Below are 23,656 nucleotides of genomic sequence, written 5' to 3'. Positions count from 1 at the left end.
GCAATATAACGCCCCAAGAAGGGGCAATTACACGCAGGCTATAATACGGAACGAAGTGACGGGAGCCTGCGTGTAATTGTCCCGCTTACTTGGTTTGTTATGTACGTGGCAAAAATACCTAGTTCTTGGGACTTAAATCTGGTCCGATTAAGCTCAAAATGCCTTCCTCTAAGATGGTTTTCTTTACTTCTAAAAGAGCCTTTTCATCTGATTCAAACGGATCGTCCCATACAGTTGAGTTATTAAATTCGTCTACGACTTCGAGCAACCAACCTGATTCGCCTTCCATGCGATAAATTTCCACTTTCACAGTTTGTCCTGCACTGGAAATTTCTTGAGATAATTCTGAAAATTCTAGTTGTTGTTCTTCGTTCATTGAAATTCCTGAAAAATTGAAACGAGCATCAAAGTACCTAACAACTTAATATCACCCAATGTGGGGTAATCAATTACACCGTGTAAAGAGTTATATCACATCATAATATCCCGTATTGCAAGGAAAATTAGGTTCTTTTGATCTACGTTATGAGGCAATTACCCCAAAGTGGTATGAACTATTTTAGACGTTTCTTGCATGATAAATGCTGCTGGTTTTCAGTAACTGACCGCCAATTTTTTCGTTTCAATCGCGGCTAAACGCACTACAGAATGTAGCTTTTTCTTTTACTGTTTGCGCGCACCTCAGCGACTGCGCAAACCGTTCTTACTGTTCCTGCGTAGGCATCACTACAAATAGTCAGGAGAATATGATGACAGATAAAATACTTTGTGTAGCCGGCGCCAGTGGCCTGGTAGGCTCCAATATTGTTAAAGAGGCGCTGGAAAAAGGCTATCAGGTCCATGGAACCATGCGTGATGCTACGGATGAATCTAAAACAAAGTACTTAATGGCCCTGCCGGGGGCTTCAGAGCGCCTGACTCTTTATTCTGCCAATGCAGAAAACAGTGAGTCGTTTGATAAGCCGCTAAACAAGGCTGATGCGGTATTTATCGCATGCTTTCCGCCCATATACAGTGCACAGGATGGCACGCCGGCGAAGGAGCTGGATCGCGAGCGCGGCTATGATGAAATTATCCGCCCGGTGAAACAAGGTTGCCTTAATGTCCTTAATGCTGCCAATCGTCAGGGCGTAAAACAGGTTGTATTATGCTCCTCAACCTCAAGCACTAACCCGCCCGAGCCGGTTGAAGTAAAAACTGAGCAAAATGCAGTGTCGGATCCTGAACAGCAAATGGCTGACAACAAATACACGTCTGCCGAAAAAATAGTGATGGAAAATGCCGCCGGAGAGTTCTGTCAGACTCATGGTATGCGTCTTTGCGTGATGTTGCCAACCATGATGACCGGACCGGTGGTCATGCCCCAGCATCTGGAAGGTGAGAGCCACGCCCGGTTTGTGGAATTGCTCAATGGTAAGAATACCCACCACGACAAAGTACCGGCTGGGTCAATCTCTATGTCGCATATTGGTGATGTCGCTAAACTGTTTATTGCCGCATATGAATCGAAAAATGCGCAGGGGCGCTATTTTGCCGTGTATGACAGCTGGCCCTGGCAGGCCATCTATGCTGAACTGGCCAAGCATGTTCCCACAGAGGCACTGCCAAAACCGCTAGAGGGTGATCCTGAAACACCAACCCGGTTTGATTTCGCCCGGCGCAACAGCTTAGGCATTACAATGCGCGATATTCCCACTACACTGGAAGAAACGCTCAACTGGCTTAAAACCAACCCGTTTGACAAGGTTTTTGAAAAGTAGCTGATATTCACTATTTGGGTTGCGGTAGCGCGCAACCCGCTCCCTCATAATATATTTTTCAACCTGTCTTGGCTTTGCTGTCTTCCCGCCTAGCCTGCTGTTGATTCAGTTTCATCATCACGCCACATCATTTTTGCATCCTCTAGAATCAGGTAGAAGCATGGCACAATAATCGACATGATGGCGGTGGCAAAAACAATTCCAAACCCGAGTGAGATAGCCATGGGTATCAATTGATACGCTTGTCTGGACTGCTCCAGAATAATAGGGGTCAACCCACCGAACGTGGTCATCGTCGTCAGCGCGATAGGCCTGAAGCGACGCACACCGGCTTCTAAAATTGCATCATACACCGGTACCTCAGCTGCCCGGCGATTGGCATAATCGACCATTATCAATGCACCGTTGACTACCACACCTGACAACGCTACCAGCCCCATAAGACTGACAATAGACAGATCATAGCCAAATAATACATGCCCTGCTACGGCGCCAATCGCGCCAAAAGGAATTGCCAGCATAACGATGAACGGCTGCAGATAACTTCTAAATGCAATAGCCAGCAGACTGTAAATGACAAACATGGCCATGGAGAACCCCACCCATAGTGACGACGTGGATTCACGCATTTCAGCCTGCGACCCCCTAAATGTCCAGGTGAGGCCAGGATAGCTCTGCAACAATTCCGGAAGCGCCTGTTGCTTAATCGCATCAAGCACCTGATTGACAGCACCAGGTGGCTCCACATTCATGCCAACGGTAATCACACGGCGTCCATCTCTGCGATCAAGGGAGCTGTAAGATTCCCCCTCTTTTACGTCAACCACATCCATAAGCGGGACTTCCTGACCCGACGGTGTCATAAGAATGAAGTTATCCAGTGTACTTTGCTGCTCGCGTTCCTCCCGGGGCAGTTTAACCCGCACCTCTACTTCATTTGTTCCACGTAACTGGCGCAGCGCCACAGCCCCGTAAAATGCATTTCGAACCTGTCGTCCCACGTAATCAGGCGTAAGCCCAAGTGCCTCGCCGGCGGGTAACAAAGTAAAATCGAATTGCATCTTACCCGGGCGATAGCTGTCATTCACATCGCGGGTCTGTGAAAACGCTTCCATCATTTGTACAAACTCCTGGCTCGCTGCCCCCAGAACGTCCAGATCGTTATGACTTAAATCGATACTGATATCATCACGCCAGCCGCCAGGCCCCCGCTCTGTTTCAAAGGTAATCTGATTCACGCCCTCAATATCACCGATTTCGTCACGCCATAATTCAATAACGCTGATCGCACTCATTTCGCGCTCATCAGGGGGAAGCAGTACAATCTCAACATCAATAAAGCTTTCGCCGCGCACGTTGGTTTTTATGCCCTCGGCAACCTTGAACAGATTTTCACGCTCAAACATTGCATAGGTAGCATCAGTAATATTACGGGCAACTTCGGCAGCTTTTTCGTCGGTGGTCCCCACAGGCAGACGAACTCCGGCTTCAATTTCATTGGCCGCTTCCCGTGGCATCATGACCACACCTAAATGGTCACTGGTGGCAAAGGCACCGGTTATCGCTAACAAACATAATGCGCTAAGCAGGGTAAGATAGCGATGTTTCAGGCAACGGGATAAAAATGGCTTGTATCGGTTTACAACAAAGACGTCCAGCGACTGGGCAAACTTAGCTTTGACTTTACCTGCCCGGCTGGTTGCCGTGCCCGATGATGGCGGCTTACTGTGAGCCAGATGGGCAGGTAAAATAAACAGTGCTTCCACTAAGGATATCAGTAAAACGGTAATGACCACCGCCGGCAGGGGCCACCAGAACAGCCCGGTAGTTCCCGGCATAAACATTACCGGTAAAAACGCGACGATTGTTGTTAAGATAGTAAAGGTAACCGGTGCCGCTATATCCTGCGCGCCCTTTATGGCCGCAGAAAGCCCGTCCATGCCCTGCTGCCTGTATTCGTAGATGTTCTCACCCACTACAATTGCATCGTCCACCACAATTCCCAGCACCACCAGGAAGGCGAACATGGAAATCATATTGATGCTGACCCCGATCATCGGCAAAAATAGTATTCCGCCTATAAAGGAGATGGTCATTCCCATCATGATCCAGAACGCCAGCCGATATTCTAAAAACAGGCTTAGTATGACCATAACAATAATGATCGCCATCCAGCCGTTATCCAAAAGTAAAAACAGGCGGTCGTTAAAGTCTTCTGCGCGATTACTGTCGATACGATACTTGACCCCTTCGGGTAACGTCGTGTCCAGTTCAGCAAAAATCTGATCGACAGTATCAGCAATATCTAGCGGTGATTGCTGCCCTACCCGGAAAATTTCAATTTCCACGCTGGGCTGGCGGTTAAATAAGGAATGAAAGCCTGCTTCTTCGAAGCCGTCATAAATGGTGGCAATATCGCCCAGCTTTACAATTCCGCCGCTCTGGTTGGTGACAACGGGAATTCGTGCATATTCCTCGGCCCATTGTTTGCGCTCATTGATACGAACGAGAATTTCACCTTCATTGGTTTTTATCTCGCCGGCCGGGACATCTCTGGACGCCTGTTCAACACGCTCAGCAACTTGCGACAACGTCAGGCCGTATTGCCTGAGCACCTGCTTGGGAATTTCGATATGGGTGACATAATCGGGAACACCACCAATTTCCACTTGGGTAATAGTAGGCTCACTAACCAGGCGGTCCCGTAACTGTTCGGCAAGTTTACGCAGGGTCCAGATATCCACATCACCATACAGGCCAAGTTCAATAACATCACGTTGCTGAACCTGCATAGTTGTTTCAGGCTCCTCAGCATCCTCTGGGAAGGTTCGAATGCGATTAACCGCCTGGTCAATATCCTGAAATGCTTTCATCCGATCCAGGCCTGAGACCAGTTCAAGAGTGACAGTACCACTGCCCTCTCTGGCTGTAGACGTCATTTCCTTGATTCCCTGCACACCGCGAACAGCTTCTTCAACCGGTTGCAAAATACCCTTCTCAACTTCCGCCGGCGAGGCCCCCGGATAAACCACCGCAACCTCCACAATACCCAGCTCGAATTCAGGATAAACTTCTTTTTGTATTGTGAAGGCGGTGATGATCCCCCCGCCCAGCAGTATAAGCATAAAAAGATTGGCCGCGATGGAGTTGCCGGCCATCCAGGCGATAGGATTTTTAGCATTGTCGGATTTATGGCTATCCATATTAATCCGATCCCTTTGCTTGCATCACTTGATTATCTGCTTTGCTGGCTGAGGCACTGTCCTGTTCAATTCTTACTGCCGCCCCGTCGCGCACAGCAGCCAGATTGGTAGTGATGATCTTATCTCCGGCTGAAATACCTTTATCAACATAGGCATAGCGATCATCCCGGTAGATAACGGATACCTCCTGTACGTTCAGTTGCTGAGACTGAGCAAGCCATACCGTGTCGCCTTTGCGAAGATAAGTTATCGGAATACGAAAAACATTTTCCAGGGTAACGGCGGGCAATTGAACCTGTACATAACTTCCCGCAATAAGAGGAGCAAAGGGTTGATTCGATGATGTGCTGTCGGCTTGTCGGTTGGTAAGTAGCGGATCGGCAACTTCTACCAGTACAGTAGCCATTCTTGTCTGCGTGTCTAAAGTGGCAATAACTTCTTTGACCTGGCCGGTTCGGGTAACGTTCTTTCCCCATGCGGACTCATTGGTAATAATAGCGGATGAGCCATCCTGCTCTGATGACTCTAAAGAGGTAGCAAGCCATTTTAGCTGACTTGAGGGCACTGCGGTTTCAATCCAGTAACGACTTGTACCGATGATGTTAGCGATCACATCTGAGGGGGATAACTGTGAGCCCAAATTAACATCCTGGCTCATTATCTGGCCAGTGAAGGGCATCTCAATTGTTGTTCGCTCCAGCGCAAGCTCTGCCTCGCGTACCGCTACTTCAGCCGCCTGCAAGTCTGCCTTGACCTGGTTCAACTGGGGTTTACGCAGAATTAGCGCGCGGTTTTTGTCTGGTACGTCGCGATCCAGCGTCGCCAAATCATTTTTAGCTATATCCTGTTCACCCATTTCGATATCAACCATCGATTGGGCCTGAATCAAATTTGATTGAGCGCGCTGTAAAGCCAGCTCATAGTCTTCACTATCAAGTTTTACCAGCCACTCGCCTTTTTGCAGGATATTACCAGGCACAAATTTATCGGAGACGGCTTTTACTGTGCCGGTCACCCGGGGCCGAAGAGCAACCTGACGGGCTGCGACAACCTCGCCCATTGCGTTAACAGTTGGTGAATACTGGCTTTTCTGCGCACTCATCACATTCACCAGCATAGCGCTGCGCTTGGTGGCGCCGTCTTTTTCAGCCACCGGCTCGTTGGTGTAAATTAACCACACTGCAAATGATGTAACGGCGACCAGAATAAGGCCGATAATAACTGGTTTTTTCTGAGATTTTTTGAACATGGGTAGCTTTTAGGTTAAAAACTATGCAGTTCGTTACGTCTCAAAGATGTTGTTGGACTACCAACAATATTACACCTGATTCACAAAGCGCCAGCAATATAAGCACCACATAGCTTGTGGCTATTTTTCGTCCTCGGTTTTATCCTGGCTCTTATTATTAACCTTACTGGGAGCGGCCGGCTCACTTACCGGGGGAGCCACAGTTTTAGCGCGCTGTTCGCCTTTATTCGCCTGCCGCGCCACGCGCGCCTCTTCGCTTACATCCCAGCTACGTTGTTTATTGTACTCACGTTGCAGTTTTTGATTATCTTGCTCTTGCTTTACAGTGTCAGTTTCAGCCCTTTTCAGCGCGCTTTCTGACTTTTCTTTTTCTTTACGCCACTGTCTGGTGAGCGCCGCTTCTTCTTCAGCATCTTCGCGTGCAGTTTGTCTGGCTTCTTCACTGAGATTACGGGCTTCCATTTGCCCTTGTTCCTGAGAGCCTGCTTGTCCGTTTCGTGATTTGCGCTCATTTTCCATCAACGCCTGTCTGGTATCTTTTTGCTTTTGCTTTGCGTGCTCAAAGGCTTGACTGCCCTTGTCCTGCTGCAGTGCCAGGGCCGAAAAGGAACCTGAAAGGCCGATGCTTAACAACGCCGGTACAATAACGCGAAATTTGTTTTGCATAAATACATCCTCTGCCTGATATATTGATTTCTCTTTATGTAAGTACGCGTTCGCACTCAATAAAAGACCAAAAAAAAGCCGCTACATAAGTAGCGGCTTACACAAAACACAGGCAGATTTAACGGATCTTCTGTTGTTCCACCGGGCATGCACCCAGTTTCCACACCCGTTCGACATAATCTTGTATGGAGCGGTCTGAGGTGAACTTGCCCATCATCGCCGTATTGATAATGGCCATCTCTGCCCAGCGACTTTTATCGCGATAGGCTTTGTCCACTTCAATCTGAGCATCGGAATAAGCTCTGAAGTCAGCCAGCACATAGAATGGGTCACCTAAATCAAGCAGACTTTGCTTGATTGAAACCAGCGCACCGGGTTTGCCCGGCGTGAAATAGTCGGTTTCCAGCCAGTCGAGAATGGCTTTAATCTCTGCATCTTTATAGTAATAATCTTTAGGATTATAGCCGTTGGCCTTGAGCTCATTGACCTCATCGACAGTCATCCCGAAGATGAAGATGTTGTCATCCCCCACTTCTTCAGCTATCTCAACATTGGCGCCATCCAGTGTACCGATGGTAACTGCACCGTTAAGTGCCAGTTTCATGTTACCAGTACCCGAAGCCTCTTTGCCCGCAGTACTGATTTGTTCTGAAACGTCACACGCTGGAATCATTTTCTCCGCCAGAGAAACCCGGTAGTTTGGCAGAAAAATAACTTTAAGCTTGTTACCTACACGAGGATCGTTGTTAACTTTATCCGCAATTTTATTGATGGCATAAATGATATCTTTAGCCAGCTTATAACCCGGTGCTGCTTTCGCGCCGAAGATGAACACACGTGGATGCATGTCGTAATCAGGATTTTCCAGAATACGACGGTACAATGCCATAATGTGTAACAGATTCAGATGTTGGCGCTTGTATTCGTGCAGACGCTTTATCTGAATATCAAAGATCGCACTGGTGTCCACCTCAATGCCGGTTGACGCAAGAATTTCCTCAGCCAGTAACTGTTTGTTCTTTTCTTTCACCTGCATAAACTGTTTCTGGAACGTCTTGTTGGTGGCGTGTTTGGCCAGCCCTTCCAGTTTTTTCAGATTAAGTGGCCAGTCATCGCCGACTTTTTTATCTACCAGAGACGATAGCAGTGGATTACAGGCTTTGAGCCAGCGCCGCGGCGTGATGCCATTGGTCACGTTGGTCAGCTTATCAGGCCACAGTGCATCGAAATCCGGAAACAGATTTTCTTTAACCAGACGGGAATGCAGCTCAGCGACACCGTTAACCTTAAAAGAACCGATAACCGAGAGGTGACCCATGCGGACCATCTTCTCCGGGCCTTCCTCTATGATCGACAGCTTGGCTTTTTTGCTGTTATCACCTGGCCATTTTTTATCCACTTCATTCATGAAGCGATGATTGATTTCGTAAATGATCTCAAGATGGCGGGGCAGAATTTTTTCCAGCATTCTGGCCGGCCATTTTTCCAGCGCTTCAGGCAATAATGTGTGATTCGTGTAAGCAAATACCTTTGTGCTGATGCCCCAGGCCGTATCCCAGTCCAGCGCGGCACGATCCACCAGGATGCGCATAAGCTCAGGGATAGCAATGGCTGGGTGTGTATCGTTTAACTGAATCACAACCTGTTCAGCAAAACGACTCCAGTCGTCGCCGTGGGCCCGTTTGTAGCGGCGGATGATATCTTTTAATGAGCATGAACAGAAAAAATACTGCTGAATAAGACGCAGTTCTTTACCGGCCTCTGTTTCATCATTGGGATAAAGAACTTTAGAAATAGTTTCTGCCTGAATATTTTCGCGTTGGGCATCAATATAGCCGCCGGCATTGAAAACATCCCAGTTAAAGTAATCAGATGCTTCAGATTGCCACAAGCGCAAAACATTTACGGTTTTGCCGCCATAACCTACAACCGGAATATCCCAGGGCACCCCTTTGACAATTGAGCCGGGATGCCATTCTTTTTGAATGGCACCGTTCTCACCATATTTAGTTTCCACATAACCAAACAGTGAAATTTCCTGAATCGATTCAGGACGGCAGATCTCCCATGGGTTGCCGTAATCACGCCAGCTATCGGGACGTTCGATTTGCGCGCCGCTTCTTATTTCCTGGCGAAACAGCCCGTGCTCATAGTGAATTCCGTAGCCAATCGCAGGTAGCTCCATGGTGGCCAGCGAATCAATATAACAAGCGGCTAATCGTCCAAGGCCACCATTGCCCAACGCCATGTCCGGCTCTTCTTCAAGCACATCGGCCAGTTCTACGCCGAGCTCTTTTAAAGCCGCTTGCGCCACTTCATACAGACCAAAATTTTGCATGTTGTTTGAAAGTAGACGACCCATCAAAAATTCGGCAGAAAAATAATGCACCGCGCGGGTATCGTTCATGTAATGCGTTTTCTGGGTCCGACGCAGACCTTCTAACACATTTTCCTGAATGGCAGCACAGGTGGCTTTCCACCAGGCATGGTTATTGGCTTTATTTTCATCGGTCCCCATGGTGGAGTGTAGATGACGGACAATGGCGGCTTTAAAATCGCCTTTGCTAATTTTTACATCAGGTAATGAAGAAGCCTGAGAAGCGTTTGCTACTTTCGCGTTCATATCGTTTTCTCTCTAAACGGTGATACGCATTTCATCAACTGTTCCATGCGCATGCTCAAATGGTAATAAAATTACAGAATTGAACAACAACTGTATGCAATATAGCAACGTTACAAGCACTTGTTTGTAATTTTTTTGTTAATTTTCACAAAAAAAAAGGATTTTCCAAATAAAAACCCTTTCTATTAACTTTATATTTACATTAAACTAATGTATTTAAAACATCTCTATGAATCAGTGATAATACTGCTCACTAATTGCTCAGCCTCTTTGATCAGTTCCTGTAAGTGAGCTTCACCTTTGAAACTTTCGGCGTAAATTTTATATATCTGTTCGGTTCCCGAAGGTCGCGCTGCAAACCAGCCATTATCGGTAGAAACTTTGACACCACCAATGGCCGCGTTATTTCCCGGTGCATGCGTCTGCACACTGATAATCGGATCGCCAGCCAGCGTTTTACTGGTTACCACTGACGCATCCATTTTGGAAAGACGGGCTTTTTGTTCAAGAGACGCCGCAACATCAATACGTTCATACACCGGCTGGCCGAATTTTTCAGTAAGCGCCTGATAATGTTCGCCAGGATCTTTGCCAGTAACAGCCAGGATTTCGGCAGCCAGCAGACATAGGATAAAACCGTCTTTGTCTGTCGCCCAGGTATTGCCATCGCGCTGTAAAAAAATGCCACCGGCACTTTCTTCCCCGGCAAACCCGATAGTGCTGTCTTTCATACCCTGTACAAACCATTTAAAGCCCACTGGCATTTCAGCAAGCTCTCGGTTCAGCGATGTTGCCACACGATCAATCATTGAACTTGAAACCAGAGTCTTACCTATTTTCAATGATTCGGGCCACTCAGGGCGATGGGTATAAAGATAATTTATCGCAACTGCCAGATAATGGTTAGGGTTCATCAGGCCGACGCTTTTACATACAATGCCATGGCGGTCAAAATCGGGATCGTTGCCCCATGCAAGATCAAATTTATCTTTAAGCTCGATCAAACCAGCCATCGCATAAGCAGACGAGCAATCCATTCGCAGCTTGCCATCCTTGTCGCGACGCATAAAGCCGAACTGCGGATCGACCTTGTCGTTGACAACCTCGATATTCAACCCGTATTTTTCGGCAATTCTGCTCCAGTATCCAAACCCGGCGCCACCCAGTGGATCGGTGCCCAACGTCAGGTTGGCCTGTTTAATGGCATTCATATCAACCACCCGGGCCAGATCTTCGATGTAAGGCTCCATAAAGTCTTCCTCTGTCACCAGATCGGTATCCATGGCCTTACGTAACGGCAGGCGCTTTACATCTTTATTATTTTCGCCAATCAGTGCATTGGCACGTTCCTGAATGACTTTGGTTGCATCACTGTCGGCCGGACCGCCGTGGGGAGGATTGTATTTAAATCCGCCGTCTTCTGGTGGATTATGTGAGGGGGTAATAACGACACCATCGGCAAAATCCTCTTTGCGCGCGTTATTGTAACGAATGATTGTTCTCGAAATTACCGGGGTGGGTGTATAGCCACGACTTTCATTATCACTGCGCTGAATAACCACTGAAATATCATTGCCGGTAAGCACTTCAATGGCTGTGGTCATCGCGGGCTCTGACAAGGCATGCGTATCCTTGCCGATATACAGCGGCCCGGTAATATTCTGATGCCGACGATATTCTGCCAGCGCCTGACAAATAGCCGCGATGTGAACATCATTGAAGGTCGCCAGTTTTGCACTTCCACGGTGACCAGACGTTCCGAAGCTGACGGCTTCGGCTTTACTCATTGGGTCCGGACGGTAACTGTAATACTGGCTGACCAGCTCGGCCACATTGATAAGTTGTTCAGGCGCGGCAGGCTGACCTGCCTGAGAATGAAGAGCCATACGGATTCCTTTGTCATTTGAAATGTTTTGAAGCAGTAAGCGGTATTACGCGAAACGGTTCACTACGGTTTCGCGGGTGGCTTCATCGTACCCCAGCAGTTGCAGAACCTGCTCCAGCATGGCGACCTTCTTGGCAGTATTATTGTTGGTTACTACCCAATAAGGGCTGTCGGGAATTTGTTTGGGGTTGGTACTACTGCCGGTCTTGAGCAACGCCTCTTTTGAGGTAGCAAAGTAGACACGGTTTTTTCCTTTAATCTGCTCAACAGCCTGAAAATCTTCCTGATGGAGCTCGTGCAGCTGCGCCAGGATAAACAGGAACAGATCGACCCGCTTAGTATACGACTCAAGTACATCATCATTAAGCCGCTTTGTTATCCCCCCCTGAACCACTGATTTGGGTGCCGACGCCGCAGGCGGTGCGTCTTGTGCTGAGGATGGCGATGATTTGGCAGCCCGGTCGTCAGGCGCCGGGCTTTTACGGTTGCCTGGCTGCGCGCTGTCACCGCTGCCTGGCTTTGTCGACTGCAGTACGGACTTGCCGTCTGCACTGACTTTTTCCGCCGCATCGCCCATCAGCAAACGCCGCAGAATATCTGAGGCGCTCTCACCGATATGTTTGGTTTGCCCGGCGATGTAAGCGTACAAATCATCATCTATATCAATACTTTTCATATACCACTTCCTTTACAATCTGCCCCATTATAGACAACCCGTTAGTTCGTCGCAGCACTTTATCGCGCTTAATTTCCGGGCTTTTTCGACAGAATATCATTGATTTGCTCTGTTCGGACTATACTCACGTATTAGTTGTACGCTTGGCCGGATATCAGGATGACTGATATTCTCAAAGATGACTTATAGAAGCGGTAGCACGGATGATGAGATCTGAGTTTAAAGCGCTGGTTGAAGCCCTCGGGCAGCATATTTTAGGCAAACCCCAACAAATAAAACTGGCACTGACCTGTATGTTAGCGCAAGGGCATCTTCTGATTGAGGATTTGCCCGGTATGGGTAAGACAACCCTGTCCCATTCACTGGCAAAATTATTTTCACTGGACTACTCACGGATTCAGTTTACTTCTGATTTGCTGCCCTCAGACATGTTGGGCGCCACTATTTACAACGCTCAGAATCAAGAGTTTGTTTTTCGGGCGGGGCCGGTTTTTAATCAGCTCATTCTGGCTGATGAAATCAACCGAGCCAGCCCAAAAACGCAAAGCGCACTTTTAGAAGCGATGGAAGAACGCCAGGTGAGTATTGATGGTACAACCTATCCGCTGCCCGCCCCCTTTTTTGTTATTGGCACCCAGAATCCAACCTTTCAGTCTGGTACATATCCATTACCAGAGTCTCAACTGGACCGCTTTTTAATGAAAATTTCCCTGGGCTATCCTGACTGGGACGCTGAACGCGCCATGCTGCTTGGCACCAACCAAGAACGGGCAATGCCAGCAATGGAGCTCGCTCAGCTTACAGCCTGGCAGATGCAGATAACCAACGTTCATGCTTCGGATGCGGTAATAAATTACATTTTAAAGCTGGTCACCATGAGCCGGACTACCCCGGGATTCTCCCATGCACTCTCACCCCGAGCCAGTAAAGCCTTGCTTCAGGCGGCCCGCGCCTGGGCATTTATGCATGACCGGGACTACCTGTTGCCAGACGATGTTCAGGCGGTGTTTGTGGCTGTGGCCGAACACCGGTTGCGCCCTGCATATCAGGATAGCAATGAGGACACGTTATTAAGTCAACGCTTACTGGACAGTGTTGACCCGTTGGCTGCATAACATGTTAAGTGCAGTTAAAAATCGCTTGTTGTTAAAATGGCTGGCTGCACGCATCCCCGGTGGTCGACGCCATTCGCTGAACATGCAATCGGTCTTTATTATGCCAACGCTGTTTGGTGGCATCTATTTTGTGCTATGCCTTGCGCTGTTCGTCCTGGGTACCAACTATCAAAATAACCTCCTGCTACTGCTTTGCTATTTCTTTATCACCATTGCCCTGTTGCATATGTTTATCAGTTATCAGAATTTTGCCCGATTGCAGATTCAGGCCAAAGGGATCAGCACGGTTTACGCGGGGGATGATGCTCTTTTTCATATCCAGATCGCTTCCCACTCGCACCACAGGCCCAGCGGGTTACTGAATATAAAATGGTGGGGCCACCAAAAGGGAATAGTGATCGATCTTGATGAAGATAAGCATCATATCAGTCTGCCTCGGTCAACCTATCGCAGGGGTGTGTTTTCCCTGCCCAGAGTAACATTCAGCAGTGATTTTCCATTAGGGTTATTTCGTTGCTGGACGCATCTGGACTTTGCTCAACCGATGACTGTGTTCCCTGCCCTTGAAAAGCACAGTCTCAAACATATCCCCCATCAAACCATCTCGGGTGACGGTGCTACCAGAGCCCAGGGGCTGGAAGATTTTGAAAATCTACGCACGTATCAGGATGGCGATCCTATCCAGCGAATCGCGTGGAAGTCATTAGCCTGCGGCAACCAGCCGATGATTAAATCTTTCAGCGAACCTGCCAGTCAGACTTTACAGCTCTCGGTTAATCCGGCCAGCCGCAACCTTGAGCAAGTTATCAGCAGGACAGCTTATCAGGTGGTGGAACTTAGTCGCATCCAGCGCCCTTTTTCTTTGCAGATTGGTAGTCACAGTTACCCCGCCTCAAGCGGGCGAGAACATCGTGATAAGTGCCTGCGTGCATTGAGTACCATCGGAACATCGGTATGACAGCAATACCTTTCAGTCTTCCTACTCAGGGACATCGAGCCACGCTCATTTTAAGTATTGCCCTGGTCATCCTGACCCTGACGCTGCACCAGCCGCTAAAGGCATGGGTAATACTCATGATGCTGTGCAGCGCCACCATTCGAATTTATATATATCGCGTGGGTCAGACACAGCGCCTGAGCTCTCGTTTGATCAATTTACTGGCTATTCTGGCCTGTATTTCACTGGCATGGTTAAGCCGCCAGCAGGGCTTGCTGGAAATCATGGTTAACTTACTGATAACAGGTTGTGCGTTAAAACTGCTAAGCCTGCGTCAGCGACGGGATTTCCTGCAATTAGCCGCCTGCGCGTTATTTCTGGTGGGTTGTGCACTTATTTTTCATCAGTCAATGGCCATCACTCTGATGCTCAGTATGGTTTTGCTGTTGATTATGCTTAGCTTGCAACAACTTTATGCGCCGCAATTAGCATTTAAAAAACAGTTAAGTGCGATATTAAAAATGGGGCTACAAGCATTGCCTGTCGCTTGCTTATTGTTTGTTGTAATCCCCCGGCTGCCACCATTGTGGGGAATGCCGGCGGGTAAAAGCACGCAAACCGGGCTCAGCGATACCATGACGCCGGGCGATATCGCCAAACTGACCCAATCGTCTGAGCGCGTCTTTACGGCTACCTTCGATTTATCTGTTCCGCCCCCGACGGAGCGTTACTGGCGGGCAATGGTACTGGAGCAGTTTGACGGTAAAACCTGGCAGCTAAGCCCTTACCGAAAGCAACAGCAGATGCTGCAAAGTTATGGCATATCCCGTTTACCCGTAGTATCTCAAAGCACTGGCACAGCCTATCAATTAATGGTGGAACCCTCATCACAGCGGTGGTTGTATTCGCTAAATGTTACCGGGCCAGGGAATGACAGCACTCGGGCCAAAACGCAATTCAACGATGATTTTTCTGTTTCAGCACGTCAACCGGTTATGAGCAAACAAGCATTTGCTTTGGTCAGTGATTTAAAGGCGCCCCGCCCTCTGGCGACTAGTGGGATCGACAGCAAGATAAATTTACAGCTGCCTGCTGCAAACAACAATGAGCGTACGCGGCGCTGGGCGGCACAATTACGAGCCCGTTATTCCAGTGATGATGAGCTTGCCGATGCGATAATGACATATTTTGCTAACCAGGGTTTTTCATACACGCTGACCCCTCCAGCGATGCCAGCAAATCCGGTAGATGCTTTTTTATTCGACAATCAGACCGGCTTTTGCGCCCATTATGCCAGTGCAATGGCCTATGTTCTGCGACTGGTAGGAATTCCCGCTCGAGTGGTCTCGGGCTATCAGGGCGGCGAAAAACTTACCGATAATGTAGTCAGTATCTTTCAGTACGACGCGCATGCATGGGTGGAAGCGGCGGTGGACGGAAAAACCTGGCAACGTTTCGACCCTACCGCGATGGTGGCACTCTCACGTTTGCAGTATGGCTTTCAGCAATCTATGGCGGATCAACACGCTGACTTACCGCTTTTTTCAAGAGCCGGCGCCCATGACTCAGTGCTGTTAAGTAGTATGTTTTCAATGGTAGATACCATCAACTATCAGTGGAGCCGTTGGGTATTAGGCTTTGACAGCGACCAGCAAGATACTCTATTCAAAAATATGCTGGGCAAAAAAACGACCACTACCCTGGCCTTGTTTGGATTGGTGATATTACTGTTTATCACAGGTTTGCTGGCGTTATACTTTGTACCCCGACCGGCGCAAAAACATGCTGATGAGCCTCAGCGCCTGTTTGATAGTCTTGCTCTGCAATTGCAAAAACTGACCGGAATTGAAAGAGCGCATTTATCGGCTCGTCAGTATCTTCGGTCCTTGCAACCCGTGCTGGATAAGGATGCCTTTTTACTCTTCGCAAAGTTTGTCGATACCTTCGAGACTATTCGCTATTTACCGGGTAAAGCAGATCGCAAAAAACGAACCCTGCTACGCAATCAGCATTATGCTTTACGTAAGTACTTAAAATACCGGGGCAAGGGCTTGTCTGTTTCGTCTACTACCAGTGCATAGGGAAAGTAATGTTGTAAACGATAAATCAAAATTGCGCGCGCCCACCGGGGCACAATAATAACAGCGACCTGAAATGGCCCACTGCTTAAAATAACACCGCCAGGCCATTGGGTGACATGTGAAATCATCGTCGCTTTAAGATGCATAGGGTGGCCCCGCCTTAATAAAATGCCGGGTGAACAGGCCACAGTAACAATATTTTTGGTACGTGGCCGTCTGCGAATCATCAGCCAGGGGATTGACATAGTCAGCAAGAATGCGACAAAAATAACTAAGCACCATGTCGCCATTTTACGTGGGCCTATGCAACAAAAATAACCATCAGGCTTTGAGTAAAGCATACAAAGGATATAAAAAAACCCGCCTGTAAGGCGGGTTTTTGCTATTACCTGAAAAGCTTTTACTTCGCGTCTTTGCGGGCTTTTGCTTCTTCGATAACTTTATCTGCAACATTCTGCGGGCATGATGCGTAGTGGCTGAACTCCATTGAGAACTGACCACGACCAGAGGTCATTGTACGCAACTGACCAATATAACCAAACATTTCAGAAAGTGGTACATCAGCCTTAATGCGAACGCCTGTTACGCCTGCTTCCTGGTCTTTAATCATACCGCGACGACGGTTCAAATCACCAATAACATCACCTACGTGATCATCTGGTGTAAACACGTCCACTTTCATGATCGGTTCAAGAATCTGCGGACCAGCTTTAGGCATTGACTGACGATATGCACCTTTCGCAGCAATTTCGAAAGCTACTGCTGATGAGTCAACGGCGTGGAACGCACCATCGAACAGCTCAATCTCTACGTCAAGCACCGGATATCCAGCCAGAGGGCCTTGATCCATCATGCCTTTGAAACCTTTCTCAATGGCAGGGAAAAACTCTTTTGGTACGTTTCCGCCCACAACTGTTGAGGTAAAGGTGTAACCAGAGTTTGTTTCGCCTGGCTTGATACGATAATCAATTTTACCGAACTGACCAGAACCACCAGATTGCTTCTTATGCGTATAGCTATCTTCGATTTCCTGAGTGATAGACTCGCGGTAAGCAACCTGTGGTTGACCTACTTCAAGCTCAACACCATAAGTACGCTTCAGAATATCAACTTTGATATCAAGGTGCAGCTCACCCATTCCCTTAAGAATGGTTTCGCCTGAGTCTTCGTCAGTTTCAACCTGGAAGGAAGGATCTTCAGAAACCAGTTTGCCGATAGCGATGCCCATTTTTTCAGTGGCGCCTTTATCTTTTGGCTTAACTGCAATAGAGATTACCGGCTCAGGGAAAATCATCGGCTCAAGCGTACAAGGGTTGCTGGTAGCACACAGCGTATGACCAGTTTGTACGTTTTTCATACCAACAATAGCAAGAATGTCACCCGCATGAGCGGTGGTCAGTTCTGTGCGGTCATTAGCATGCATTTCAACCATACGGCCAATTCGCTCTGTTTTCCCCGTAGCACTGTTAAGGATGGTATCACCCTTGTTAAGCACACCTGAATAAACACGTACGAAGGTAAGCGCACCAAAGCGGTCGTCCATAATTTTAAACGCCAGGGCACGGAATGGCTCGTCTTTAGAGACAATCGCGTGTTCACCCGTCGCTTCACCGGTATCTTTGTCAGTCAACGGCTGAGGATCAACTTCTGTTGGGTTTGGCAGATATTCAAGAACACCGTCAAGAACCAGCTGCACACCTTTATTTTTAAAAGCAGAACCACAATAAGTCGGGAAGAACTCAAGATCACGTGTGCCTTTACGGATACAACGCTTGATATCATCAATAGATGGCATTTCACCATCCATATAAGCCATCATCAGATCGTCGTCCATTTCTACCGCTGTTTCAATCAGCTCTTCACGGTACTGGGCAACTTTATCTTTCATGTCTTCAGGAACATCACATACTTCAAAGTTCTCTGGCAGACCGGTCTCGTCCCAGATGTATGCTTTTTCTTCAAGTACATCGATAATACCGTTGAATTCATCTTCGATACCGATGGGCAATGTCATGACTACAGGCTTAGCACCCAGTACTTTTTTGATTTGACCGATTACACGATAGAAGTCTGCACCCATACGGTCCAACTTGTTGACGAAGATAACCCGTGCAACGCCCGATTCGTTGGCATAACGCCAGTTGGTTTCTGATTGTGGCTCAACACCACCAGAACCACAGAATACACCGATACCACCGTCCAGGACTTTCAGTGAACGATAAACTTCAACAGTAAAGTCAACGTGTCCAGGCGTATCAATGATGTTCAGACGGTGGTCTTTCCAGAAACAGGTGGTCGCAGCTGACTGGATTGTGATACCACGCTCCGCTTCCTGATCCATAAAGTCAGTTGTTGACTCACCATCGTGCACTTCACCGGTTTTATGAATTTTACCGGTAAGTTTCAAAATACGTTCAGTTGTGGTGGTTTTACCCGCGTCTACGTGCGCGAAAATACCAATATTTCTGTATAGAGATAAGTCTGCCATTAGTTCACTTTCGTTGGTTCAGAGTAAAAAAACGGCGGGATTATAAAGGATTTCAATACCAGATTGACAGCCCTTTCCGCAAAAAGTATAAAACTTATCCAGCGGTTCCACGCCACCATTTAAATTATTACTTATTATTCAATAAATTATCGCGATTAGCGCAAATTAAACTTTGCGCACTACAGTCACCGTTATTTCATCGCGATTATGATATAGATGCTTAAAACATGTGACAAACTCATGATCAAGTTTGTCTAACCGTTCCTGCAACAAAGCGATTGCCTCGCTGACTGTTTCAAAACGTTTTTTCATAGGTAACTTCAAATTAAAGATGGCATGTTCAGCCAGGCGATGCACCAGCCAGTCACCCATGAGCTTTGCCACTCGGTTAGGTTGCTCTATCATATCACAAACAAGTAGTTCTACACGGCCCATTTGAGGCTGATAAGTAAATCCATCAGCGGCGAAGTGTTCCACCTGGCCTGAGGCCATCAAAGAGGCGTCAATCTCGCCGTTATCAATCGCTTCTACATACATGCCCCGCCTGACCAGCTGGTAAGTCCAGCCACCGGGACAAGCGCCCAAATCGACAGCTCTGCTGCCGGCACGCAGCACCTCGTCTCGCTCCTGTTCGGTCAGCATGGTAAGAATTGCCTCTTCCAGTTTCAGGGTAGATCGGCTGGGGGCACCGGTGGGAAACTTCAGTCTGTAAATACCGTTAGCGTGATTGCTGCGACAGCCAGGATAAGAATATCCAACCTGACAGGTATCAAAATCAGTGAAAAAAACATGGATAGCGCGACCGTGCGGTTGTTCTTTGTAGGTAAGACAATGATTCTTTCGCAGAGACTGACGTAACACCACGGCAAACTTGCGGCACAGCTTCGCCAGTGCTTTGCCATCATCGGTGTCAGCATGGTCGACGTATAAAATACCATTTTTCATCGCCGGGTTATCATTTGCTTTTATCGCGGCCAGAACGGGCCCCAGCCGGTCCGCTTTATCGAGTTGCTCAAGATGATCCGTCACGACAAACATCTGCCGGGCAAAAATGGTATCGCTTACCGCCAGCTTTTTACCCAACGTATCAGCATCAGCAGCGTTATAACAAATATACTTAACATAGCCCTGGCCGGGCAGAAACCTGGGATAACCCATACAATTTAACGCTATTGCTTTTTCCGTCAGCTCTTTTGCTAAGTCGGTCTCATAGCCAGAACGACAATAGGCCAGCAGGCTAGACATTGCGTGCTCCTTTTATTGTCGCCACAATCACTAAAAGCCAGCCCACTATCATAATCCCGCCACCAACGGGCGTCACCGGCCCCAGCCAGCTTAGCCCTGCCAGCGTCAGTAGATAAATACTGCCACTAAACAGCACTATCCCTGACAAAAAGCAGACTGAGGCAAGCCGTGCCAGCCGTGCATGCAACTGGGGCAACGCGATAACCAGCAAAACAGCCAGGCTGTGGTACATCTGGTACTGAACTGCTGTTTTGAACGATTCTAACGCGCGTTCTCCTAGCACCCCATCAAGACCGTGGGCAGCCAGCGCGCCAAAAATTACCGCCATCAGGGCACTGATCGCGCCAAGTATTATCATTAGTCTCACATTGGTCTCCTACACCTGGTCGTGCATAAATGTGGCAGCGATTTGGGCTGTCTGCTGCATATTGTCATCCAGGGTTTTACCGCTGCGCCGCCGGGGTTGTAAACTATGATCGCCATCGGGAAGAAAAGACACGCTAACGGTGTCAGGCAAATGATAGCTATCTATCTCTGCGCGGGTGCCAAATGTGTCACGCTCCCCCTGGCAAATGCAAACAGGTTTGGATAATTGTGCAAAGTGTTCGGTCCTAAGCTTATCGGGTCTGGCCGGCGGGTGAAAGGGATAACCCAATACCACCGCGCCCAATGCATGTGATTGTGACAGGATATGGGTGGCCACTCGCCCTCCCATAGACTTGCCACCCACAAATAACGGTAACGACACTTCGCTATCAGCAATCTGATTCAGCACGGCGAGAAAATGGGTTTCCAGTGTGGGCATTCTATCCGGCGGACGGCGTTTTCCTGTGGCTTGCATTGTCTGCATATAAGGAAAGTTAAATCGCCAGACTTCGATATTACGAGCCGCCAGATAATCTGCCATTTGTGTCATAAACGCTGTCTGATAACCCGCACCGGCGCCATGAGCCAGCACAAGACGACAAAACGGGGCTTCGGTGCGGCTAACCTGATAATCAAACATTATCCTGCTCCTCTTCAACCTGGGCCAGAATCCATTCACGAAAAGCGGCTATTTTGCCTAAATCTGCCTGTGCTTCGTCACAGACAACGTAAAACGCATCGCGACTCTCAACGCGTTCAGAAAACGGCATAATCAACCGACCGGCGTCTAACTCTGGCCGTGCCAGAATTGTATTGGCCAATGCTATACCCTGCCCCAGCGCAGCGGCCTGCAGAACCAGCATAGAGTGGCTGAAAACCGGCCCCTGATTAACGTTAACCCCGGGCACGCCCACTTGACGAAGCCAGTTTTTCCAGGCTTCCCGGCTTAAATCATGCAACAGAACATGATGTTTTAAATCCGCCAGGCTGGAAAGCGGTTTCGGGCCGCTGAAAAGACTTGGTGCACACAGCGGTGTCAGAAATTCATTGTGCAGCTTATCTGCCTTTACGCCCGACCAGCGTCCCTTACCATAATAGATTGCTACATCTACATCGTCGTCTAAAAAGCCTTCATCAAAATCCACTGCTTTGATGCGTACATCAATATCGGGATGGTCAAGGCTGAATTTACTGATCCTGGGTACCAGCCATTGTGAGGCAAAACTCGGCGGCATAGCTACGGTAATAGCGCCTTTACTGCCCTTGGCAAGCAGCTTGTCGGTGGCTTCCTGCAAACTTTTAAATATATCTTTTAATTCCAGAAAGTAGGCCTGCCCCTCTTCCGTCAGCAGTAAGGTTCGATTGCGCCGGATAAACAGCTTCATGGATAAGTATTCTTCAAGCGCTTTAATCTGATGACTGACAGCTGCCTGAGTGACGAACAGTTCATCAGCCGCTTTGGTAAAACTTAAATGTCGGGCTGCAGCCTCAAAGGCTTTAAGCGCATTTAGCGGAGGTAAACGACGTTGCATGAATCAGGCCTCACCGTATGAAGAATAAATGACAAAAGCATTAGATTTTTTAATGGAACACCCATACTTTTATTCGTTTTAAAAATAAGCAGAAAGTGACTACTATTTACACGAAATAAAAAAGACTCTTTGTTAACAGCAAGTTACAAGATAACTTTGTTAACAGTTTTAACAACTGTGATATAAATCTTATATAAATTCTATTAGGTGTAAAATGAAAAAGCTACTTCTATCATCTGTTTCGGTATTGGCCTTTGTCAGCGCGGCGACTGCACAGGCAGATAACCTTGAAAATACCCAATATGCAGAAAAAAACGGCGTTACCGTCAATCTCGATAATGACGTCGTTAAGGCTAATCTTGATATTAAAGACGTTATTGCCAGACAGGTTAAAGTGACCCTTGACCAGGGTAAAGCCAAATATCTAACTGACATACAGTTGGCCTATCAGCCAGCAAAGGTGGCAACTAAGCCGCAAACCAGCGCCGGCGAATAACGTTTTTCTACACCTGATATGATACAGGCAAGCGCCGCTTGCCTGTATGATCAGACGGTTTAAGTAACACTCAGTTTATTTATCAGATGTATCCAGAGGGGCAAACCCTTTAATCAACGCATCCAGCGCCTTCATTTGCTTCAGATAGGGCTCAAGTTTGGCTAATGGTAGCGCACAAGGGCCATCACATTTGGCGTTATCCGGTTCAGGGTGGGCCTCAATGAATAATCCGGCTAATCCCAGAGCCATCCCACTTCTGGCTAATTGAGCGGCCTGCGCACGGCGACCATCAGCGGAAGATTCACGACCTCCAGGCATTTGCAGTGCGTGAGTGGCATCAAAAATCACCGGCCCATAGTCTTTCATGGCATCCATGCCAAGCATATCTACCACCAGGTTGTTGTAACCAAAACAGCTCCCGCGTTCACATAAGATAACTTTGTCATTACCCGCTTCGCCCAGCTTTGTAATAATGTGGCGCATTTCATGGGGCGCAAGAAATTGGGGCTTTTTAACGTTGATAACAGCACCGGTTTCGGCCATCGCTACCACCAGATCAGTCTGGCGGGCTAAAAAGGCAGGCAGCTGAATAACATCAACCACATCAGCCACTGGCTGTGCCTGATGAGGTTCGTGAACATCGGTAATTAACGGCACATCGAATGTGGATTTGATTTCTTCAAAGATTTTCAGTCCTTCATCCAGTCCAGGTCCGCGAAATGAATGTACCGAGGATCGGTTGGCCTTATCAAACGAAGCTTTAAAAACATAAGGAATGCCCAGCCGGGATGTAACTTCCTTATAGTGCTCAGCGATACGCAGCGCCATATCACGTGATTCAAGCACATTCATGCCGCCAAACAACACAAATGGTAAATCATTGGCAACTTGGGTATTACCCACGTGAATGACCCGGTTAGAAACTGACATATAGAAAACCCTTAATTAAAAAATGATTGCTTGTTTAGTAAATGCGACGCGGGCGATAAGCACTATCCAGGTCAGTGCGCCAATGAAGCCTATCCAGCGCAGCGGTGCTGAGCGCCCCCACTTCAGTGCAAACATACCCATTAAAATGTAGATCACCAGGCCAACTACTTTGAAGGTAAGCCAGTCGTTGACAAATGGCCACTGCGACAAGATGGCACACAGCCACAGCGCACTGGCCAGTAGTACCGTATCAATAACATGAGGAAGAATTTTTGCCCATTTCTGCTCCAGCACCCTGGGGCTGGCCTGAAGTAAAATAAAGCGTAATATAAACAGCAGTATACTGAGCGCCACGGCGGTTAAATGGAGGTGTTTAGCCATCATGTACATAGATTTTCCTTCTT

Annotated in this window: 19 protein-coding genes; 5 read left to right on the top strand and 14 right to left on the bottom strand. The window is 47.9% G+C overall.

Annotated elements, in window-relative coordinates; genetic code table 11:
• Positions 1-118 precede the first annotated feature (118 nt).
• Positions 119-376, bottom strand: coding sequence for a hypothetical protein (locus F458_RS0113550; protein ID WP_018983965.1), 258 nt, complete (start codon positions 374-376; stop codon positions 119-121).
• 370 nt (positions 377-746) lie between these two features.
• Between F458_RS0113550 and F458_RS0113545 the strand changes: the two genes are divergently transcribed.
• Positions 747-1,760, top strand: a complete 1,014-nt coding sequence (locus F458_RS0113545) for an NAD-dependent epimerase/dehydratase family protein (protein ID WP_211213202.1) — start codon at positions 747-749, stop codon at positions 1,758-1,760.
• An 89-nt stretch (positions 1,761-1,849) separates the two neighbouring features.
• Here F458_RS0113545 and F458_RS19605 read toward each other — a convergent pair whose 3' ends face one another.
• The 6 genes from F458_RS19605 to seqA form a co-directional block, all read right to left on the bottom strand.
• Positions 1,850-4,963 (bottom strand): efflux RND transporter permease subunit, encoded by a 3,114-nt coding sequence (locus tag F458_RS19605; RefSeq protein WP_018983963.1) that lies wholly within the window; start codon positions 4,961-4,963, stop codon positions 1,850-1,852.
• Position 4,964: 1 nt separating this feature from the next.
• A complete protein-coding gene (locus tag F458_RS0113535; RefSeq protein ID WP_018983962.1) occupies positions 4,965-6,212 on the bottom strand; it encodes an efflux RND transporter periplasmic adaptor subunit in 1,248 nt (415 codons plus the stop codon).
• A 120-nt stretch (positions 6,213-6,332) separates the two neighbouring features.
• A complete protein-coding gene (locus F458_RS0113530) occupies positions 6,333-6,878 on the bottom strand; it encodes a hypothetical protein (RefSeq protein WP_018983961.1) in 546 nt (181 codons plus the stop codon).
• A gap of 118 nt (positions 6,879-6,996) precedes the next feature.
• The gene (locus F458_RS0113525) at positions 6,997-9,501 is read right to left on the bottom strand and encodes a glycogen/starch/alpha-glucan phosphorylase (RefSeq protein WP_018983960.1); all 2,505 of its coding nucleotides are present in this window, start codon (positions 9,499-9,501) and stop codon (positions 6,997-6,999) included.
• A 227-nt stretch (positions 9,502-9,728) separates the two neighbouring features.
• The gene (gene pgm, locus F458_RS0113520; RefSeq protein ID WP_018983959.1) at positions 9,729-11,387 is read right to left on the bottom strand and encodes a phosphoglucomutase (alpha-D-glucose-1,6-bisphosphate-dependent); all 1,659 of its coding nucleotides are present in this window, start codon (positions 11,385-11,387) and stop codon (positions 9,729-9,731) included.
• Between the two features lie 45 nt (positions 11,388-11,432).
• Positions 11,433-12,062, bottom strand: coding sequence for a replication initiation negative regulator SeqA (gene seqA, locus F458_RS0113515; protein WP_018983958.1), 630 nt, complete (start codon positions 12,060-12,062; stop codon positions 11,433-11,435).
• 206 nt (positions 12,063-12,268) lie between these two features.
• Between seqA and F458_RS0113510 the strand changes: the two genes are divergently transcribed.
• Genes F458_RS0113510 through F458_RS19600 form a run of 3 tightly spaced genes read left to right on the top strand, consistent with a single transcriptional unit; the run spans position 12,269 to position 16,195 of the window.
• Positions 12,269-13,177: an AAA family ATPase gene (locus tag F458_RS0113510; RefSeq protein WP_026294688.1), complete on the top strand. Its 909-nt coding sequence runs from the start codon at positions 12,269-12,271 to the stop codon at positions 13,175-13,177.
• Between the two features lies 1 nt (position 13,178).
• Positions 13,179-14,135 carry a DUF58 domain-containing protein gene (locus tag F458_RS0113505; RefSeq protein ID WP_018983956.1) on the top strand — a complete coding sequence of 319 codons (957 nt, stop codon included), beginning with the start codon at positions 13,179-13,181 and terminating at the stop codon, positions 14,133-14,135.
• Complete coding sequence (locus F458_RS19600) at positions 14,132-16,195, top strand: transglutaminase family protein (protein WP_018983955.1); 2,064 nt, start codon at positions 14,132-14,134, stop codon at positions 16,193-16,195. Before F458_RS0113505 ends, F458_RS19600 begins: the two co-directional genes overlap by 4 nt.
• A gap of 400 nt (positions 16,196-16,595) precedes the next feature.
• Here the strand turns inward: F458_RS19600 and fusA are convergent, their stop codons facing one another.
• The 5 genes from fusA to F458_RS0113475 form a co-directional block, all read right to left on the bottom strand.
• Positions 16,596-18,683, bottom strand: a complete 2,088-nt coding sequence (gene fusA, locus F458_RS0113495) for an elongation factor G (RefSeq protein ID WP_018983954.1) — start codon at positions 18,681-18,683, stop codon at positions 16,596-16,598.
• 165 nt (positions 18,684-18,848) lie between these two features.
• Positions 18,849-19,928 carry a 23S rRNA (cytidine(2498)-2'-O)-methyltransferase RlmM gene (gene rlmM / locus F458_RS0113490; RefSeq protein ID WP_018983953.1) on the bottom strand — a complete coding sequence of 360 codons (1,080 nt, stop codon included), beginning with the start codon at positions 19,926-19,928 and terminating at the stop codon, positions 18,849-18,851.
• Positions 19,921-20,286: a DUF423 domain-containing protein gene (locus F458_RS0113485; RefSeq protein ID WP_018983952.1), complete on the bottom strand. Its 366-nt coding sequence runs from the start codon at positions 20,284-20,286 to the stop codon at positions 19,921-19,923. Before F458_RS0113485 ends, rlmM begins: the two co-directional genes overlap by 8 nt.
• Before the next feature lie 18 nt (positions 20,287-20,304).
• The gene (locus F458_RS0113480) at positions 20,305-20,934 is read right to left on the bottom strand and encodes an alpha/beta fold hydrolase (RefSeq protein ID WP_018983951.1); all 630 of its coding nucleotides are present in this window, start codon (positions 20,932-20,934) and stop codon (positions 20,305-20,307) included.
• Positions 20,927-21,826: a transcriptional regulator GcvA gene (locus F458_RS0113475; RefSeq protein WP_018983950.1), complete on the bottom strand. Its 900-nt coding sequence runs from the start codon at positions 21,824-21,826 to the stop codon at positions 20,927-20,929. Before F458_RS0113475 ends, F458_RS0113480 begins: the two co-directional genes overlap by 8 nt.
• 214 nt (positions 21,827-22,040) lie before the next feature.
• Between F458_RS0113475 and F458_RS0113470 the strand changes: the two genes are divergently transcribed.
• Complete coding sequence (locus F458_RS0113470) at positions 22,041-22,322, top strand: hypothetical protein (RefSeq protein WP_018983949.1); 282 nt, start codon at positions 22,041-22,043, stop codon at positions 22,320-22,322.
• A gap of 75 nt (positions 22,323-22,397) precedes the next feature.
• Here the strand turns inward: F458_RS0113470 and kdsA are convergent, their stop codons facing one another.
• Together kdsA and F458_RS0113460 are read right to left on the bottom strand one after the other, a co-directional pair.
• Positions 22,398-23,252 (bottom strand): 3-deoxy-8-phosphooctulonate synthase, encoded by an 855-nt coding sequence (gene kdsA / locus F458_RS0113465; RefSeq protein ID WP_018983948.1) that lies wholly within the window; start codon positions 23,250-23,252, stop codon positions 22,398-22,400.
• Positions 23,253-23,267: 15 nt separating this feature from the next.
• Entirely contained in the window at positions 23,268-23,642 is a 375-nt protein-coding gene (locus tag F458_RS0113460) for a SirB2 family protein (RefSeq protein WP_018983947.1), read from the bottom strand.
• Positions 23,643-23,656: the final 14 nt, after the last annotated feature.

Source organism: Salinimonas chungwhensis DSM 16280 (assembly GCF_000378185.1).
GTDB lineage: Bacteria > Pseudomonadota > Gammaproteobacteria > Enterobacterales > Alteromonadaceae > Alteromonas > Alteromonas chungwhensis.
This window is presented reverse-complemented; position numbering and strand designations above follow the sequence as displayed.

What these genes read in the sequence shown, in the direction of transcription:
- F458_RS0113480 (WP_018983951.1), bottom strand. Translation starts at nt 20,934, where the DNA reads ATGTTTGATTATCAGGTTAGCCGCACCGAAGCCCCGTTTTGTCGTCTT.
- fusA (WP_018983954.1), bottom strand. Translation starts at nt 18,683, where the DNA reads ATGGCAGACTTATCTCTATACAGAAATATTGGTATTTTCGCGCACGTA.
- kdsA (WP_018983948.1), bottom strand. Translation starts at nt 23,252, where the DNA reads ATGTCAGTTTCTAACCGGGTCATTCACGTGGGTAATACCCAAGTTGCC.
- F458_RS0113460 (WP_018983947.1), bottom strand. Translation starts at nt 23,642, where the DNA reads ATGTACATGATGGCTAAACACCTCCATTTAACCGCCGTGGCGCTCAGT.
- F458_RS0113485 (WP_018983952.1), bottom strand. Translation starts at nt 20,286, where the DNA reads ATGATAATACTTGGCGCGATCAGTGCCCTGATGGCGGTAATTTTTGGC.
- F458_RS0113525 (WP_018983960.1), bottom strand. Translation starts at nt 9,501, where the DNA reads ATGAACGCGAAAGTAGCAAACGCTTCTCAGGCTTCTTCATTACCTGAT.
- F458_RS19605 (WP_018983963.1), bottom strand. Translation starts at nt 4,963, where the DNA reads ATGGATAGCCATAAATCCGACAATGCTAAAAATCCTATCGCCTGGATG.
- seqA (WP_018983958.1), bottom strand. Translation starts at nt 12,062, where the DNA reads ATGAAAAGTATTGATATAGATGATGATTTGTACGCTTACATCGCCGGG.
- F458_RS0113535 (WP_018983962.1), bottom strand. Translation starts at nt 6,212, where the DNA reads ATGTTCAAAAAATCTCAGAAAAAACCAGTTATTATCGGCCTTATTCTG.
- F458_RS0113470 (WP_018983949.1), top strand. Translation starts at nt 22,041, where the DNA reads ATGAAAAAGCTACTTCTATCATCTGTTTCGGTATTGGCCTTTGTCAGC.
- F458_RS0113475 (WP_018983950.1), bottom strand. Translation starts at nt 21,826, where the DNA reads ATGCAACGTCGTTTACCTCCGCTAAATGCGCTTAAAGCCTTTGAGGCT.
- pgm (WP_018983959.1), bottom strand. Translation starts at nt 11,387, where the DNA reads ATGGCTCTTCATTCTCAGGCAGGTCAGCCTGCCGCGCCTGAACAACTT.
- F458_RS0113545 (WP_211213202.1), top strand. Translation starts at nt 747, where the DNA reads ATGATGACAGATAAAATACTTTGTGTAGCCGGCGCCAGTGGCCTGGTA.
- F458_RS0113550 (WP_018983965.1), bottom strand. Translation starts at nt 376, where the DNA reads ATGAACGAAGAACAACAACTAGAATTTTCAGAATTATCTCAAGAAATT.
- F458_RS0113530 (WP_018983961.1), bottom strand. Translation starts at nt 6,878, where the DNA reads ATGCAAAACAAATTTCGCGTTATTGTACCGGCGTTGTTAAGCATCGGC.
- F458_RS0113505 (WP_018983956.1), top strand. Translation starts at nt 13,179, where the DNA reads ATGTTAAGTGCAGTTAAAAATCGCTTGTTGTTAAAATGGCTGGCTGCA.
- F458_RS0113510 (WP_026294688.1), top strand. Translation starts at nt 12,269, where the DNA reads ATGAGATCTGAGTTTAAAGCGCTGGTTGAAGCCCTCGGGCAGCATATT.
- F458_RS19600 (WP_018983955.1), top strand. Translation starts at nt 14,132, where the DNA reads ATGACAGCAATACCTTTCAGTCTTCCTACTCAGGGACATCGAGCCACG.
- rlmM (WP_018983953.1), bottom strand. Translation starts at nt 19,928, where the DNA reads ATGTCTAGCCTGCTGGCCTATTGTCGTTCTGGCTATGAGACCGACTTA.